10 protein-coding genes are annotated in these 16,728 nt (G+C 74.2%); 8 read left to right on the top strand and 2 right to left on the bottom strand.

Features of this window, described 5'->3' with window-relative positions; all coding sequences use genetic code 11:
* The first annotated feature begins 33 nt into the window (after window positions 1-33).
* The 6 genes from F4556_RS13970 (at window position 34) to F4556_RS13945 (ending at window position 8,285) form a co-directional block, all read left to right on the top strand.
* Entirely contained in the window at window positions 34-1,146 is a 1,113-nt protein-coding gene (locus F4556_RS13970) for a DegT/DnrJ/EryC1/StrS family aminotransferase (RefSeq protein WP_184914984.1), read from the top strand.
* Window positions 1,143-2,624, top strand: coding sequence for a Rieske 2Fe-2S domain-containing protein (locus F4556_RS13965; RefSeq protein ID WP_184914982.1), 1,482 nt, complete (start codon window positions 1,143-1,145; stop codon window positions 2,622-2,624). The genes F4556_RS13970 and F4556_RS13965 overlap by 4 nt, the downstream gene beginning before the upstream one ends.
* Window positions 2,621-3,721, top strand: coding sequence for a DegT/DnrJ/EryC1/StrS family aminotransferase (locus tag F4556_RS13960; protein ID WP_184914979.1), 1,101 nt, complete (start codon window positions 2,621-2,623; stop codon window positions 3,719-3,721). The genes F4556_RS13965 and F4556_RS13960 overlap by 4 nt, the downstream gene beginning before the upstream one ends.
* 120 nt (window positions 3,722-3,841) lie before the next feature.
* Entirely contained in the window at window positions 3,842-4,882 is a 1,041-nt protein-coding gene (locus tag F4556_RS13955) for an SMI1/KNR4 family protein (protein ID WP_184914977.1), read from the top strand.
* Window positions 4,876-6,942: an SUKH-4 family immunity protein gene (locus F4556_RS13950; protein ID WP_184914974.1), complete on the top strand. Its 2,067-nt coding sequence runs from the start codon at window positions 4,876-4,878 to the stop codon at window positions 6,940-6,942. Before F4556_RS13955 ends, F4556_RS13950 begins: the two co-directional genes overlap by 7 nt.
* 200 nt (window positions 6,943-7,142) lie before the next feature.
* Window positions 7,143-8,285 (top strand): hypothetical protein, encoded by a 1,143-nt coding sequence (locus tag F4556_RS13945; RefSeq protein WP_184914971.1) that lies wholly within the window; start codon window positions 7,143-7,145, stop codon window positions 8,283-8,285.
* 7 nt (window positions 8,286-8,292) lie between these two features.
* Here the strand turns inward: F4556_RS13945 and F4556_RS13940 are convergent, their stop codons facing one another.
* Window positions 8,293-9,606, bottom strand: coding sequence for a nucleotide sugar dehydrogenase (locus tag F4556_RS13940; protein WP_184914969.1), 1,314 nt, complete (start codon window positions 9,604-9,606; stop codon window positions 8,293-8,295).
* 529 nt (window positions 9,607-10,135) lie between these two features.
* On the opposite strand from F4556_RS13940, the gene mfd reads away from it, so the two are divergent.
* Window positions 10,136-13,750, top strand: a complete 3,615-nt coding sequence (mfd, locus tag F4556_RS13935) for a transcription-repair coupling factor (protein ID WP_184914966.1) — start codon at window positions 10,136-10,138, stop codon at window positions 13,748-13,750.
* A gap of 79 nt (window positions 13,751-13,829) precedes the next feature.
* Here mfd and F4556_RS13930 read toward each other — a convergent pair whose 3' ends face one another.
* Window positions 13,830-14,447 (bottom strand): DUF4352 domain-containing protein, encoded by a 618-nt coding sequence (locus F4556_RS13930; RefSeq protein ID WP_184914964.1) that lies wholly within the window; start codon window positions 14,445-14,447, stop codon window positions 13,830-13,832.
* Between the two features lie 182 nt (window positions 14,448-14,629).
* Between F4556_RS13930 and F4556_RS13925 the strand changes: the two genes are divergently transcribed.
* Entirely contained in the window at window positions 14,630-16,726 is a 2,097-nt protein-coding gene (locus F4556_RS13925; RefSeq protein ID WP_184914961.1) for an N-6 DNA methylase, read from the top strand.
* Window positions 16,727-16,728 lie beyond the last annotated feature (2 nt).

The raw sequence follows: 16,728 nt of genomic DNA, 5'->3' as shown, positions 1-16,728 counted from the left end.
CTTCGGAGCGCACCTGTGTCCACCATTCCTGTCATGATTCCTTGGCTCGGCGAGGAGGAGGCCCAGGCCGCCGCCGAGGCGGTCCGCTCCGGCTGGGTGGCCCAGGGCCCCCGGGTGGCCGAGTTCGAGCGGGCCTTCGCCGAGTACCTGGGCGTGCCGCACGCCGTCGCGGTCTCCTCCTGCACCACCGCGCTGCAGCTGGCGCTGATCGGTGCCGGAGTCGGCCCGGGGGACGAGGTGGTGGTGCCCTCGCTCTCCTTCATCGCCACCGCCAACGCGGTCACCTACGTCGGTGCCGTCCCGGTCTTCGCCGACGTCGAGGCGGCCACCGGCAACCTGACCGCGGAGACCGTCGCGCCGCTGCTCACCGAGCGCACCAGGGCGGTGATCGCGGTGGACCAGGGTGGTGTGCCGGTCGACCTGACCGCGATCGAGGCGCTGGCCGGGCCGCGCGGCATCACCGTGATCGAGGACGCCGCCTGCGGGGCCGGGTCGCTGCTGCGCGGCCGCCCGGTGGGCAGCGGCGCCGCGATCGCCGCGTACTCGTTCCACCCGCGCAAGCTGCTGACCACCGGGGAGGGCGGCATGGTGACCTGCCAGGACGCCGAACTCGCCGCCCGGCTGCGGCGGTTGCGCGAGCACGGGATGAGCGTCTCGGCCGCCGACCGGCACGCCGCGAGCGGCGGGGCCGGAGTGGTCGAGACGTACGACGAGATCGGCTACAACTTCCGGATGACCGACATCCAGGCCGCGATCGGCCTGGTGCAGCTGGGCAAGCTGCCCGCGATGGTCGCCCGGCGGCGCGAACTGGCAGCCAGGTACCGGTCGTTGCTCGGCCCGCTGGGCGAGCGGCTGGTGGCCGACCCGGCGCACGGCACCGGCAACTTCCAGGCCTGCTGGCTGCTGCTGCCCGAGGACGCGCCGGACCGCACCGAGGTGCTGACCCGGCTGGCGGCGGCCGGGGTGTCCGCCCGGCGCGGCATCATGGCGGCCCACCTGGAGGCCCCGTACAAGGCCGCCGCCCGGGTGGCGCTGCCCAACACCGAGCTGCTGACCGGGCGTTCGCTGATCCTGCCGCTCTACCACACGCTCACCGAGCAGCAGCAGGACACCGTGGTCGGCGCGCTCCGGGCGATCCTCGGTTGACCGAGATCAGGCACCTCGGCCACGCGGGATTCGTGGTCGGGCACGCCGGTCTGCGCATCCTGATCGACCCCTGGTTCCACCCCGCCTTCCTGGACGCCTGGTTCCCCTACCCCGACAACCGGGCGCTGCTGCCCGAGGTGGTTGAGGACCGGTACGACTTCCTGTACGTCTCGCACACCCACGAGGACCACTTCGACGAGCGGCTGCTCGGCCGGCTCTCCCGGGACGTCACCGTGCTGGTGCCGAGGTTCCGCTCGCACGGGCTGCGCAAGCGGCTGAACCGGCTCGGCTTCGGCCGGCAGGTGCTGCTCGGCCACCGGGAGACGTACCGGCTCGGGCCCGACACCACCGCCACCATGCTGCTGGACACCAGCCACAAGGAGGACAGCGGCCTGCTGCTCGACCTGGGCGGCTACCGCTTCCTGGACCTGAACGACTGCAACACCCCGATGTCCGAACTCCCGGACGGCATCGACCTGCTGGCCGCGCAGTACTCCGGCGCGATGTGGTACCCGAACGCCTACGACTACCCGCCCGAGGCGATGGCCGCCAAGACCGCCGCCGTCCGGGCCGACCTGCTGGACACCCTGGTCCGCAAGGTGAAGCTGACCGGCGCCCGGGCCTACCTGCCCTCGGCCGGTCCGGCCTGCTTCCTCGACCCCGAGCTGGATCGCTTCAACGACCGGGCGGCCACCATCTTCCCGCACTGGGAGGACGTCGCCGGGGCCTTCGCGGACGCCTGCCCCGACACCGAGGTGCTCCGCGCCGCCCCCGGTGACCTGGTCGACTCCCCGTCCGAGCCCGGCAGTTGGGCCACCGACCCGGCCGGGTACCTGGCCGCGTACCGGGAGCGCCGCCGGGACGAGTGGGAGGGCTACCACCGGGGCCAGGTCCCGGCGGTGGACGCCGCCGAGGTGGCCGCGCACTTCGCCCGGCTCCAGCGGCTCAACCGGTCGCTGCTCGCCGACTACCGGCGCGACCTGCGGCTGGAGACCGACGGCACGGTCTGCGCCCTGCCGCTCGGCGAACTGGCGCTGCGGGTCGAGCTGGAGGACGAACCGGTCGACCCCGCCTACACCATCAAGGTCCCGGCCCGGGCCCTGCGCGCCGTACTGGACGGCCGGGCCGGCTGGGAGGAGGCGCTGCTCTCCATGCGGCTCACCCTGCACCGCGACCCGGACGTCTTCGACCTCACCCTGCTCAGCCTGCTCCGGTACGGTCACCAGCCCGCCCAGACCCGGCAGTTGGTCCGCGAGCGGACCGCCGCCGCCGGTCAGCTGGTGGAGCGGGACGGCCTGCGGTTCCAGCGCTACTGCCCGCACGCCGGCGAGGACCTGGGCCACGCCGCGATCGCGGACGGCGTGATCGAGTGCCCCCGGCACCACTGGAAGTGGGACGCCCGGACCGGCCGCTGCCTCTCCGGCGGCTCCCTGCCCCTGCTCGTCGAACACCTCTCCCTGGAAGGGCCCGTCGGATGAACCCGATCCCGCTCGTCGACCTGCAAGCCGCCCACGCCGAGGTCGCCGAGGAGGTCCGGGCCGGTTTCGACCGGGTGCTCACCTCCGGCGCCTACATCAAGGGCCCGGACGTGACCGCCTTCGAAGCCGAGTACGCGGCCTTCTCCGGCGTCTCGCACGCGATCGGCACCGCCAACGGCACCGACGCGATCGAGATGGCCCTGCGCGCCCTCGAACTCCCGGTCGGGGCCCGGGTGGTGCTGCCCGCCAACACCTTCGTCGCCACCGCCGAGGCGGTGGTCAGGGCCGGGCTGTACCCCGTCCTGGTGGACGTCGACCCCGACGCGCTGCTGATCGACCCGGCCCGGGCCGCCGAGGCCGCCGCCGACGCGTACCTGCCGGTGCACCTGAACGGCCAGCTCGCGCCGATGGAGCACATCCTGGAGCTCGCCGAAGGCCGCCCGGTGATCGAGGACGGCGCCCAGTCGCAGGGTGCTACCCGGCACGGCCGCCCGTCCGGCTCCTGGGGCCTGCTCGCCGCCACCAGCTTCTACCCCGGCAAGAACCTCGGCGCCTACGGCGACGCGGGCGCGGTGGTCACCGACTCCGCCGAACTCGCCTCGCTGGTCCGGGAGATCGGCGACCACGGCTCCAGCCAGAAGTACGTCCACGAGCGCTTCGGCTTCAACTCCCGGCTGGACACCCTGCAGGCCGTGGTGCTGCGCGCCAAGCTCCGCCACCTGCCCGGCTGGAACGTCGCCCGCCGGGCCGCCGCCGCCCGCTACCAACTACTGCTGGCCGGACTGCCGGGCCTCACCCTCCCGGTCACCCTGCCCGGCAATGAGCACGTCTGGCACCTCTACGCGGTCCGGGTGCCGCACGCCCGCGACGAGGTGCTCGCCGCCCTGCACGCGGCCGGCATCGGCGCGGGCATCCACTACCCCGTCCCGGTCCACCTCCAGCCCGCCTTCCAGTACCTCGGCCACCCCGAGGGCAGCTTCCCGGTCACCGAGCGCGCGGCCCGCGAGATCCTCACCCTCCCGCTGCACCCGCACCTCACCGAGGACCAGCAGATCTTCATCGCCGAAACCCTGGCCAAGGCGCTGGCCAGGATCTGACGGAGCAGCAAGGGCCCGGGTGGTCCGCGTCCGGACAACCCGGGCTGCCGCCACTCGGGTCCCTCGGCACCCCCTAGGCTGTCTGCAGCAATCGTCGCAGCAGCCAGTGGGGGCACCCAGATGACGACAGGTCGGCCCGGTACTGCCGCCGCGCCCAACGGGGCGTACGCGGGGCAGGTGGTGCAGTTTCCCGATCCATTGCGGGCGGGGAAGTACCCGGCCGGGGTGCGGGTGGACGAGGCGGGGCTGCCGGACTTCGGTCCGTACGCCGTGGCGGTGGCCGAGGTGGCCGATCCGCCGGACGGCTTCGGGGTGGACGAGCTGCGGCTGACCGACTACGTGTCGGCGAACGCCGCGCTGTACACCCAGGGGCACGAGCTCTGGGCCGACCAGGACACCGCCGTGGCCACGCCGCCCGGCTGGACCTGGCACCACGTCAGCGGGCGGGCCGCGCCCGGCTGGCGGCGGATGGAGCTGGTCCCGGTCGAGGTCAAAGCGCTGCTGCGGCACCACGGCGGGCTGGCCCACTCCGGTGCCGACCACGGCCGCCGGGGGACCAGGCCGCTGCAGGAGCACCGCCCCGCGCACTTCCCGCTTGCGCTGGACGGCGGCGACCCGCTGGCCGTCACCGAGGACCTGGTGCAGCGCGCCGAGCAGCGCCTCGGCCACCCGCTGCCGCCCGCCTACCGGGACTTCCTCAAGCTCGCGGGCGGCCGGGCCCCGGTCGGCGTCGCGCTGGACACCGAGCTCGGGCTGCTGCTGGACCAGCCGTTCCTGACGCTCAGTGAGGAGTACGGCGTCCACGACCTGGTGTACGCCAACAAGTGCCTGCGCGACCACCTCACCAAGGACTACCTGGGCATCGCGTACGTGCAGGGCGGCCTGCTGGCGCTCAAGGTGCGTGGCGAGGACACCGGTTCGGTCTGGTTCTGCCTGTACGACGACGCCCGGGACGCGGGCGACCCGGCGGAGACCCCCGAGCAGCGGGCGACCCGGCTGCTGTTGCCGTGCGGGGCGGACTTCGACCAGTTCCTGCTCCGACTGGCGGGCAGCCCGCAGGAGTTGGAGACGGTGGCGGCGATGATGGTGGACGGCGGCTTCGTCCGCGCCGTCCCGGCGAATGTCCCGGTGAACGGGGAAGGGGTGCAGCGGGCGTGGTGACGTACGCGCAGGCGCAGGAGCTGGCCGAGGACTGGATCAACGCCGGGGTGCCGCGCTCGCAGCAACGCGAGGTCCGGGTCCGGGAGTTCGACCTGGGCTTCGTCTGCTGGGCGGAGCCGCGGACGGACGCCCCGTCGGCCGACCCCGGTTCGGCGCCCGGTCCCCGACTGGTGATCGCCCGGGACAGCGGGGCCAGCACGCTCTGGCCCGCCCTGCCGGTCAACGAGGTGGTCAGCCGCTACGAGACCGCCTACGGCAGCCCGGTCGAACCCAACCCGGCCGGCGCGGCCAAGCCCGTGCAGGGCGCGGTGGAGGCCACCTCCTTCCTGCTCAGCCCGCCGCAGTGGCTCAAGGACGCGGGCGAGGCGGCGATCGCGGCCGAGCACGCCCGGCTCGGCGAGCCCGGCTCGGGCGACGGCCCGACGCTGACCAAGACCACCCTGCCGGAGCCCGGCGCGGCCGACACCCCGGCGCCGTTCACGGTGGCGGCGCCGCAGCCGACGCAGCCTGCTCTGCCTGCGCCCGGTGCGCCCGACGGTCCGTCAGCTCCGCCCGCGATGCTCACCACCCCGCCGGCCTCCGGCCGCCCGGCCGGTGACGCCCCGACCATGCTGGCACCGCCGCCGACTCCGCCAGCCGGACCGCCGTCCGGTTCCCCGTACGCGCCGACCCTGCTGGCGGCCGAGGGCGTGCCCGGGCTGCACGGCCTGCCCGGCGGGCCCGTCCCGCCGCCGCCGGCGCCACCGGTCGGCCCACCCGGTGCGCCGCTCCCGCCGCCGCCGGGCCACCCGGCCGCGCCGCCGCCCCCGCCGCCGGTGGAGCTGCGCGGTCCGGCGACCCCGCCGCCCGCCCCGCCGGTCGCGGGCCGGGCCCCGAGCGCGCCGCCACCGCCCCCGCCCGCCGAGCTGCGCTCCCCGCTCGCCCAGCCCGCGACGCCCGTACCCGGCTCGGTGCCGGTCCCCGGTGCGCCGCCGGTCGGTTACGGCTACCCGGACGCCGCCTCGCTGGGCGCCCCGGCCCCGGCCGTGCCCCCGGCGCCGATGCCCGCGCCGGTCGCGCCGCCGGTGAACCCGGGCGTGCCGTCGATCGGTCCGGGCAGCAGCGCGGTGGTCCGCTACCGCGGCCCCGACGGCTCCGAGCAGACCCTGATCCAGCGCAGCGAGCCCGGCACCCCGCACCCGGAGTGGAAGGCGCTCCAGGAGCTGCGCCGGCTCAACGTCCCGCCGGACCAGGTGCTCGAACTGCACACCGACCTGGAGTGCTGCGACCTGCCCGGCGGCTACTGCCTGCGGATGGTCCGGGCGGCCTGGCCGAACGTCCGGCTCAGCCACACCGCTCCGTACGGCCGGGACCAGCAGGCCCGGCAGGCCGGGATGGCGGTGCTGCTCGACCACGTGGACCAGCTGCACCAGCTCGCGGCCGCCCCGCAGCGCCCCCGCCCGGTCCGCGCGCCGATGCCGCAGTCCGCCACGCTGTCCGGCGTTCCGGTACCGCTGCCGCCGGCCGCGCCGCAGCAGCTGGCCGCCGAGCTGGGGCAGGTCTTCGGGCCGAGCGTGTTCCGGTTCGAGCAGCGCGCGGTCTCCCGGCAGGGCGTGCCCGAGCCGGTCGCGCAGACCCTGATGTGGGCCGGGCTGCCGCGCGACTTCGCGCCGTTCTTCTGGGCCCAGGCCCAGGAGGGCCGCCCGATCCCGACGCTGGCCGAGCTGGCCGCCGAGCGCGGTCTGCCCGCCGGGCCCGACTTCGGCGGCTACCTGGTGCTGGGCAACGACTACGGCCGTCAGCTCTGCGTCCAGTACGGCACCGCCGCCGTGGTGGCGGTCGACCTGGAGAACGGCGGCGAGGCCCCGCGCTTCGTCAACACCGGCGTCCCGGAGTTCGTCCGCTCGCTCGCCCTGCTCGGCCGGATGTGGCGCCTGCGCTACGGGCTGACGCCCGATCAGGCGGGCCGCTGGACCACCGATTTCCAGGCCCAGCTGCTGGCCGTCGACCCGGCCGCCCTGCAGTCGCCGGAGACCTGGTGGTCGGTGCTGCTCGAGCAGTTCTGGGACGGGCTGTTCTGATCCGAACCGAGTGACGACCGAGGTGAGCTCGGTCACGCAGAGCCGGGGTGCGGCCGCTTTGATGGCTGCACCCCGGCTCTGCCTTGTTTGGGTTTCGATCCCATCTGCGCAAAATAGGTCAAGAGGAACGTCGTACCGACGCTCCTCCGTCACGTCCGCCACCGGGGCTCCGCAGCCCGCGAGCACGAGGGGAAGAGCCCATGAGCGACGCAGTCTCCCAGCACGGCTTCACCGCTGCCCGACGGGGCTACGCGCCCGAGCAGGTCGAACAGGCGCTGGCCGCACTCACCGCCGAGCGGGACCGCGCGTGGGAGCAGCTCGGCGTGCTCGGCGCGGGCGTCCGCGAGATGGAGAAGCGGTTCGCCGAGGTCAGCCAGGCCGCCGCCGACGCGCCCGATCCGGACTACGGGGTGCTCAGCGAGCAGGCCGTCAAGCTGCTCGGCATCGCGCAGGCCGAGGCGCTGGCCGTCCGGGAGCTCGCCGAGCGGGCCGCCGAGGATGCCCGGGACGACGCGTACGAGGCCGGGCAGGCCGCCGCCGTCGCGGCCAAGGAGTTCGCCGCCACCACCCGCAGCGACGCCGACCAGGCCGCCCGCCGGACCGAGGAGCGGACCAGGGCCGAGGCGGAGCAGCTCCGCTCGACCGCCGACCGGGAGGCCAGGGCGGTCCGGGACGGTGCGACCGCCGAGGCCGCCAAGATCAGGGTCGCCGCGGCCGAGGCCGAGGAGCTGGCCGAGGACAAGCTGGCCGAGCGCCGCCGCCGGGCCGACGAGACCTTCGCCGCCGCCGAGGCCAAGGCCGACGCGGAGGACGCCAAGATCTCCGCGACCGCCGAGCGCCGCCTCAAGGAGGCCGAGCAGCACCGCGAGTCGGTGCTCGCCCAGATCAAGCAGTCCGACGCCCAGGCGAACGCCAAGGCCGAGGAGCTGATCGCGCAGGCCCGGCAGGAGGCGGGGAAGGTCCAGTCCGCGAGCGAGCGCGAGCAGCGCGAGTTCGCCGCCGAGCTGGAGCAGGTGCAGCAGCACCTCGACCACATCAAGCAGACCCTGGCCGCCCTGACCGGCGCGGCGGTCGGCCAGATCGAGAAGCCGGCCCCCGTCGACGCCCCGGCCGAGGTCGAGGCCGAGGTCGAGGACGAACCTCAGGACGCACCCAGGGACGCGGTCGGTGAGCAGCAGCCCGCCGACGCGCCCACCACCGTCATCCCGGTGGCCCCGGCCGTCCCGCCGAAGCCCCCGGCCCCGCCCGCCGCCCCCGGCGACGCGGAGACCCGGGTGATCCCCAAGATCGTGATCGTGGACGACGGGAACGAGTACCCCAGCGAGGTGATCCGCCGGGGCTGACGTCCGCTCAGAGCACCTCGACGGCCGCGCCGCTGAGCCGGCGGCGGCAGTCCAGGACGTAGCGGGAGTGCGTGGTGACGGCCTCGTAGTCGAAGTCGTCGTGGTCGGCGAGCAGCACCACCGCGTCGGCGGCGGCCAGCTCCTGGGGGGTGGCCTCGACCCGGCGGACGGCGGCGAACGGGTCGCCGTGGCTGTCCGGTTCGGCGGCGCGCTGGCCGGGGATCACCGGGTCGGGCACGTGCACGCCGACCACCACGTGCGGGTCGGCGGCCCGGACCTCGGCGCCCATCCTGACCAGCAGTTCGGCCACCCGGGCGGCCGGGGTCTCCCGGGCGTCGCCGGTGTTCTTCTTGTACGCCAGGCCGAGCAGCAGCACCCGGGAGCCGTTGACCGACCGCTGACGGTCGTTCAGCGCCTCGGTCAGCCGGCGCACCACGTAGTCGGGCATGTGGCTGTTCACGTCGTTGGCCAGCTCGACGAAGCGGAACGACTGGCCGAGCGCCCGCTCCACCCGCCAGGACAGGTAGGACGGGTCGATCGGCAGGCAGTGCCCGCCGACGCCCGGCCCGGGGGTGAAGCGCAGATAGCCGAACGGCTTGGTGGAGGCGGCGTCGATCGCCTCCCAGACGTCGATGCCGAGGTCGTGCGCGAACATCGCCAGCTCGTTCACCAGGGCGATGTTGACGTGCCGGAAGGTGTTCTCCAGCAGCTTGGTCAGCTCGGCCTCCTTGGTGGAGGAGACCGGCACGGTGCGCTCGACCAACTGGGCGTAGAAGCCGTCCACCGCCGCCAGCCCGGCCGGCGAGGTGCCGGACACCACCTTGGGGGTGTTCTCCAGCTTCCAGGTCGGGTTGCCCGGGTCGATCCGCTCCGGGCTGTAGCCGAGGTGGAAGTCCTGACCGGCCGTCAGCCCCGAGCCCTGCTCCAGCAGCGGGGCGAGCAGCTCCTCGGTGGTGCCGGGGTAGGTGGTGGACTCCAGCACCACGGTGGCGCCGGGCCGCAGGTACCGGGCCAGCAGCCGGGCCGAGGACTCGATGTACGAGAGGTCGGGCACCCCGTCCCGCAGCGGGGTCGGCACGGTGATCACCGCGACGTCGAAACCCGCCACCTCGGCCGGGTCGGCGGTCGGCTGGTACACCCCGCTCTCCAGCAGCGGCCGCAGCCGCTCGGCCGGGATGTCCTCGACGTACGACTCGCCGAGGGCCAGCCGCTTGATCCGCCGCTCGTCCACGTCGTACCCGACCACCTGGTGCCCGACCTCGGCGGCCCGGACCGCCAGTGGCAGCCCCACGTACCCCTGGCCTGCGATGACGACGCGCATGACGAAGTACCCCCTCCATCGCGATTCACGGTGTCCCCACACCGCCTTCACACGAGAGAGTACGGAGCCCGGCCGGGCCGCGTGGGCCTTCGGGCAAAGTGGCGGGAACGGTACGACCCCGGAAAAGCCGAGTGCCGTGGTGCCCTTCAGGAAAGGGCACCACGGCTCCCGCGAATGGGCGCGGGCGCCCCCACCCAGGGCCGCCCGGCCACGCACTCCGACCCCCATCGGGGTGCGTCCGCGCCGCCGCAGCCATCCCCCACGGTTGGGTGCGGCGGGCACGAACACCATCCTGCGCGATCACCATGGACGTGCAGTGACAGCAATATGTCGAGTTCGTGATCTGTGGGGTGTCCGGCCTCTGGGCAAACGCCCTGGTTGCCCCGATCTCCGTAGGCGGTTGCTCACGGCGGTGGGTGCCCCGTCGGCGTAGGCTGGACACCCCCGGGGCGCTCCGCGTTCCGGGCCGTTCGCGTTGCCCGGCCGGTCGCTCCGGCGCCTGGGCACTCCAGCCGTGGAGCCGAGAAGTATGAGCCTGTCCGGACTGCTCGATGTCGTCGTACGGGACGCCGCCCTCGCCGAGGCGATCGAGGCCGCGGCTGCCGGGCAGCGGCAGCACCTCGACCTGGTGGGACCGCCCGCCGCCCGCCCGTTCGCGATCGCCGCGCTGGCCCGTTCGCTGGCCGGGAAGGCGGGGGAGCGGGGCCGCCCGGTGCTCGCGGTGACCGCCACCGGCCGGGAGGCGGAGGACCTGGCGGCGAGTCTGCGTTCGCTGCTGCCGCCGGACGCCGTGGCGGAGTTCCCCGCGTGGGAGACGCTGCCGCACGAGCGGCTGTCGCCGCGCTCGGACACCGTCGGCCGCCGGCTGGCGGTGCTGCGCCGAATCGTTCACCCGCGCGCCGACGACCCGGCGGCGGGGCCCGTCCAGGTGATCGTGGCGCCGGTCCGCTCGGTGCTGCAGCCGCAGGTGAAGGGGCTGGCCGAGCTGGAGCCGGTGGCGCTGCTGCGCGGCGAGCAGCACGACCTGGAGGAGGTGGCCCGCAAGCTCGCGGCGGCGGCCTACTCCCGGGTCGAACTGGTCGAGAAGCGCGGCGAGTTCGCCGTCCGCGGCGGCATCCTGGACGTCTTCCCGCCGACCGAGGAGCACCCGCTCCGGGTGGAGTTCTGGGGCGACGACGTCGAGGAGATCCGGTTCTTCAAGATCGCCGACCAGCGTTCGCTGGAGATCGCCGAGCACGGCCTCTGGGCGCCGCCCTGTCGGGAGCTGCTGCTCACCGACCAGGTGCGGGCGCGGGCCGCCGAGCTGGCGGAGCGTCACCCGGAGCTGGCCGAGATCCTGGACAAGATCGCCCAGGGCATCGCGGTCGAGGGCATGGAGTCGCTGGCGCCGGTCCTGGTGGACGAGATGGAGCTGCTGCTCGACGTGCTGCCGAGCGGCTCGGTCGCGGTGGTCTGCGACCCGGAGCGGGTCCGGACCCGGGCGGCCGACCTGGTGGCGACCAGTCAGGAGTTCCTGCACGCCTCCTGGGTGGCGGCGGCCTCCGGCGGTGACCGTCCGATCGACATCGAGATGATCGACGTGTCCGCCGCCTCGCTCTGGTCGCTGGCCGATGTCCGGGAGCACGCGGCCGAGGTCGGGCTGCCCTGGTGGTCCGTCAGCCCCTTTGCCACCAGCGACTCGTCGGTGACCGAGATCCTCGAGTTCGACGCCAACACGCTGACCCTCGGCATGCACGCCGTTGAGGCGTACCGGGGCGACACCGCCCGCGCCATCGCGGACGCCAAGGAGCGGCTGAACGCCGACTGGCGGGTCGTCATGGTGACCGAGGGTCACGGACCGGCCTCCCGGCTGGCCGAGGTGCTGGCCGGCGAGGGCATCGCGGCCCGGCTGGTCGCCGACCTGGCCGAGGCGCCGACCCGGGACGTCGTGTACGTCTCCTGCGGCTCGATCGAGCACGGCTTCGTGGACGAGCAGCTCAAGCTGACCGTGATCACCGAGACCGACCTGTCCGGCCAGAAGTCCTCCACCAAGGACATGCGCCGGATGCCCTCGCGGCGCCGGAACGCGATCGACCCGCTCGCCCTGGCCGCCGGCGACTACGTGGTGCACGAGGCGCACGGCGTCGGCCGGTACGTGGAGATGGTGCAGCGCACCGTCCAGGGCGCCACCCGCGAGTACCTGGTGCTGGAGTACGCGCCCGCGAAGCGCGGCCACCCCGGCGACCGGCTGTTCGTGCCGACCGACCAGCTGGACCAGGTGACCAAGTACGTCGGCGGCGAGGCCCCGACCCTGCACCGGCTCGGCGGCGCGGACTGGGCGAAGACCAAGCAGCGGGCCAAGAAGGCCGTGCGCGAGATCGCCGGGGACCTGATCAAGCTGTACTCGGCCCGGATGGCCGCGCCGGGCCACACCTTCGGCCCGGACACCCCCTGGCAGCGCGAGCTGGAGGACGCCTTCCCGTACGCGGAGACGCCCGACCAGCTGACCACCATCGCCGAGGTCAAGTCGGACATGGAGAAGTCGGTCCCGATGGACCGGCTGATCTGTGGCGACGTCGGCTACGGCAAGACCGAGATCGCGGTCCGGGCGGCGTTCAAGGCGGTGCAGGACGGCAAGCAGGTGGCCGTCCTGGTGCCGACCACGCTGCTGGTTCAGCAGCACTTCTCCACCTTCGCCGAGCGGTACGCCAACTTCCCGGTGGTCGTGAAGGCGCTGTCCCGGTTCCAGAGCGACAGCGAGGCGAAGGCCGTGCTGGAGGGGCTCTTCGAGGGCTCGGTGGACGTGGTGATCGGTACCCACCGGCTGTTCTCGAACGAGACGAAGTTCAAGGACCTCGGCCTGGTCATCGTCGACGAGGAGCAGCGGTTCGGCGTCGAGCACAAGGAGCAGCTGAAGAAGCTCCGGGCCAACGTGGACGTGCTGACCATGTCGGCCACCCCGATCCCGCGCACCCTGGAGATGGCGGTCACCGGCATCCGGGAGATGTCCACCATCACCACCCCGCCGGAGGAGCGGCACCCGGTGCTGACCTTCGTCGGCCCGTACGACGAGAAGCAGATCTCGGCCGCGATCCGGCGTGAACTCCTGCGCGAGGGCCAGGTGTTCTACATCCACAACCGGGTCGAGTCGATCGACAAGGCGGCCGCCCGGCTGAAGGAGCTGGTGCCGGAGGCCCGGGTGGCCACCGCGCACGGGCAGATGGGGGAGAACGCGCTGGAGAAGGTGGTGGTCGACTTCTGGGAGAAGGAGTTCGACGTGCTGGTCTCCACCACCATCGTGGAGTCGGGCATCGACATCTCGAACGCCAACACCCTGATCGTGGAGCGCGGCGACACCTTCGGCCTGTCCCAGCTGCACCAGCTGCGGGGCCGGGTCGGCCGTGGCCGCGAGCGCGGCTACGCCTACATGCTGTACCCGCCGGAGAAGCCGCTCACCGAGACCGCGCACGAGCGCCTCGCCACCATCGCCCAGCACACCGAGATGGGTGCCGGTATGTACGTGGCGATGAAGGACCTGGAGATCCGCGGCGCGGGCAACCTGCTCGGCGGCGAGCAGTCCGGGCACATCGCGGGCGTCGGCTTCGACCTCTACATGCGGATGGTCGGCGAGGCGGTGGCGGAGTTCCGCGACTCGCTGGCCAGTGGCGGTGCGGAGCCGGAGGAGGAGCCGCTGGAGGTGAAGATCGAGCTGCCGGTGGACGCCCACGTGCCGCACGACTACGCCCCCGGCGAGCGGCTGCGCCTGCAGGCGTACCGCTCGATCGCGGCGGTCAACTCCGAGGAGGACATCGTCCAGGTCCGCGAGGAGCTGACGGACCGTTACGGCAAGCTGCCCGAGGCGGTGGAGAACCTGCTGCTGGTCGCGGCCCTGCGGCTGTACGCGCGGCGCTGCGGGATCGGCGACATCACGCTGGCCGGGGCGAACGTCCGGTTCGGTCCGGTGGAGCTGCGCGAGTCGCAGCAGCTGCGGCTGAACCGGCTCTACCCGCGCAGTCAGGTCAAGGCCACCGCCCAGCAGCTGCTGGTGCCCCGGCCGTCCACCGGCCGGATCGGCGGCAAGCCGCTGGTCGGGCGTGAACTGCTGGACTGGTGCCGGGAGTTCCTGACCACGATGTTCGACGACCTGGCGGGTGCGAAGAAGTAGCGCCGAAGGGCGCCGCGTCGGCGGTCTCGGGCCTGGTGCCCGAGGCCGCCGTGGTGTTTCCGGGCCGGCTGAGTGGCCGTCAGCCGAGCTTCCACTGGCCGGTCTGCGGGGCGAAGCCGCTGTCCAGGGTGAACTGGACCTTGTCGAGCTTGGCGTCGGCGGGCACCTCGAAGGTGAGGAAGCCGAGGCCGCTCTCGCCCGCGGCGATGGTGGTGCCGGCCGCGAAGGACGGGCCCGCCTTGGTGTCGTCCAGGCTGGTGTTGAAGGCCTGGCCCTGGGCGTCGATCAGCTTGGCGCTGTTGGACGGCGAGTCGTTGTAGCCCTTGCCGGTGGCCTTGATCCGGAACTGGACGGCGACGAAGCGCTTGCCGTCGGCCGGCTTGGTGAACTCGTCGGCGCCCTCGGCGTTGTCGACCAGCTTCACCGCCGTGACGTCGGCGGTGTTGTCGGCGAGGGAGCCCTTGAGGGCGATGGTGTCGCCGAGCTTGGCGGCGGCCTTCGCGCCCTCCGCGCTCTTGCTCGGGTCGGCGGCCTTGCTCCCGCCGGCCGTACCGGAGGCAGCCGGGGCGGTGGCGGCCGGCTTGGCCTCGGTGGAGACCGAGGGCTTGGTGTCGGTGCAGGCGGTGGCACCGAGGACGACCAGGCCCGCGGTGAGCAGCAGGGCGGCGCGGCGGCGGGTGGTGGTGGCGATGGCCATGTCGGACTCCCAGGGTCTCGGGCTGCTTCGCGGCGGCTGCCGCTTGCGATGGGTAGATCACACCATCAGCTGTGAACGTTGTCAACAGTGATTAATGAAAGCTCTCTGTTCACGCGTGAACGCGACGGAGTGGGGTCGATCGCTATGCTGTGTGGTCACACGCCGCCCTGAAGGAGCCCCAGATGCCGGACCGCCCCGAGGTGACCGCCGTCGAGATCGCCAGATTGGCGGGGGTCGGCCGGGCCGCCGTCAGCAACTGGCGCCGCCGCCACCCCGACTTCCCGCGCCCGGCCGGCGGCAGTGACAGCAGCCCCACCTTCCGGCTCGACCAGGTCGAGCGGTGGCTCCGCGAGCAGGGCAAGATCGCCGAACTGCCGCTGATCGAGCAGACCTGGCGTCAGCTGGAGACCCTGCGCGATCCGGCCGGCCACCCCGCCGGTGCCGTCCCGGCCGCCGGAGCCTTCCTGCTCCTGCTGCACCGCGCCCCGGCGGCCTGGCCCGCGCTCGCCGGCGAACCCGACACCACGCTGGCCACCGCCCTGCCCCGGGAGCTGCGCCGACTGACCGTCAGCTCGCTCGGCCCGGACGCTCCCGGCCTGCTCGACCTGCCCTCGCTGGCCGGGGCCACCTACCTCGACCTGGTCCGGCTGCTGGCCCGGCTGGCCGGGCAGCACGGTCCGGTGGCGGCGTACGAGCAACTGCTGGCCCGGTACGCCGAGGCGAACAGCCGTCAGCTCAGCCCCACCCCGCCGGAGGCCGCCGCCCTGCTCGGGGCGCTGGCGGGGCGGCCCGTCTCGGTGCTCGACCCGGCCTGCGGCCTCGGCGCCCTGCTGCTCGCCGTACCGGCCGCGGCCCACCGGGCCGGGCAGGAGGCCGATCCGGTGCTCGGGGCGCTGGCCCTGCTCCGGCTGGCCCTGCACACCCCCGCCGACACCCCGGGCCCGCTCGGCCTGGACCTCCGCCCCGGCAGCGCCCTGCGGGCCGACGCCCACCCGGGCGGGCTCGCCGAGGCGGTGCTCTGCCAGCCCCCGTACAACGAGCGCGACTGGGGCCACGACGAGCTCCAGTACGACAGCCGCTGGCTGGCCGGGGTGGTCCCGCCGCGCGGCGAGTCCGAACTCGCCTGGGTGCTGCACTGCCTGGCGCACACCGCGCCGGGCGGGCTGGCCGCGCTGCTGCTGCCGCCGACCGTCGCCTCCCGCCGGGCGGGCCGCCGGGTCCGGGCCGAACTGCTGCGCAGCGGTGCGCTGCGGGCGGTGGTCGCGCTGCCCGCCGGGGCCGCCCCGCCGTACGGCGTGCCGCTGCACCTGTGGGTGCTGCGCAGGCCCGCGCCCGGCGACGACTTCCGCCAGGTCCTGCTGCTGGACGCCACCCAGGCCGCCCCCGGCGACGGCGGCCGGGACCGGATCGACTGGCCGCGGCTGCACCGCACCGTGCTGGACGCCTGGCACGGCTTCGACACCGCCGCCACGGCCGGGACCGCGCTGCCTGCCGACCGTCCCGGCGTGCACCGGGCGGTGCCTGCGATCGACCTGCTCGACGACGAGACCGACCTCTCCCCGGCCCGCCACCTCCCGCCGGCCGCCCCCGCCGGGGACGCCGACGGGCTGACCCACCTTCAGCTCCGGCTGGCCGAACGCCTGGCCGCACTGGCCGAGTTGGACGCCCTGCTGCCGCACGCCCGCCCGGTGACCGGGGCCGGGACGGTGCCGACCGTCACGGTCGGCGAACTCGCCAGGTCCGGCGCCCTGGAGGTCTACCCGGCGGGTCAGGGCGCCCCGGGCCGCACCCCGCTCGCCCCGGGCGAGACCGCGCTGCTCACCGACCAGGACCTGATCAACGGTCAGGCGCCGACCGCCGCTTCGGCCGCCGCCGATGCGACGCCGACCGCCCGCCCCGGCGACGTCCTGGTGCCCGCGCTGGCCACCGCCGCCGCCCGGGTGGTCCGGCCTGACGACCCGTACGACGGCGCCGCGCTCGGCGCCCGGGTGCACCTGCTGCGCCCCGACCCGGCGCAGCTCGACCCCGACCACCTGGCGGGCCTGCTGCGGGCCACCGACGCCACCCGCCGGGCCAGCAGCTACGCCTCCGGCACCACCCGGCTGGACATCCGCCGCTTCGAACTGCCCCGCCTCCCGGTCGAGCGGCAACGCGAACTCGGCACCGCCTTCCGCCGGATCGCCGACTTCGAGGCCGCCCTCCAGCAGGCCACCGGCCTGGCCAGGACGCTCACCCAGGGCCTGACCGACGGACTGGCGGCGGGCACCCTGGAACCCTGAGA

The sequence above is a fragment of the Kitasatospora gansuensis genome (genome assembly GCF_014203705.1).
Lineage (GTDB): Bacteria > Actinomycetota > Actinomycetes > Streptomycetales > Streptomycetaceae > Kitasatospora > Kitasatospora gansuensis.
This window is presented reverse-complemented; position numbering and strand designations above follow the sequence as displayed.

Excerpts from the sequence above, each read along its gene's own strand:
- F4556_RS13940 (WP_184914969.1), bottom strand. The coding sequence starts at position 9,606 with ATGCGCGTCGTCATCGCAGGCCAGGGGTACGTGGGGCTGCCACTGGCG.
- F4556_RS13955 (WP_184914977.1), top strand. The coding sequence starts at position 3,842 with ATGACGACAGGTCGGCCCGGTACTGCCGCCGCGCCCAACGGGGCGTAC.
- F4556_RS13930 (WP_184914964.1), bottom strand. The coding sequence starts at position 14,447 with ATGGCCATCGCCACCACCACCCGCCGCCGCGCCGCCCTGCTGCTCACC.
- mfd (WP_184914966.1), top strand. The coding sequence starts at position 10,136 with ATGAGCCTGTCCGGACTGCTCGATGTCGTCGTACGGGACGCCGCCCTC.
- F4556_RS13925 (WP_184914961.1), top strand. The coding sequence starts at position 14,630 with ATGCCGGACCGCCCCGAGGTGACCGCCGTCGAGATCGCCAGATTGGCG.
- F4556_RS13970 (WP_184914984.1), top strand. The coding sequence starts at position 34 with ATGATTCCTTGGCTCGGCGAGGAGGAGGCCCAGGCCGCCGCCGAGGCG.
- F4556_RS13945 (WP_184914971.1), top strand. The coding sequence starts at position 7,143 with ATGAGCGACGCAGTCTCCCAGCACGGCTTCACCGCTGCCCGACGGGGC.
- F4556_RS13960 (WP_184914979.1), top strand. The coding sequence starts at position 2,621 with ATGAACCCGATCCCGCTCGTCGACCTGCAAGCCGCCCACGCCGAGGTC.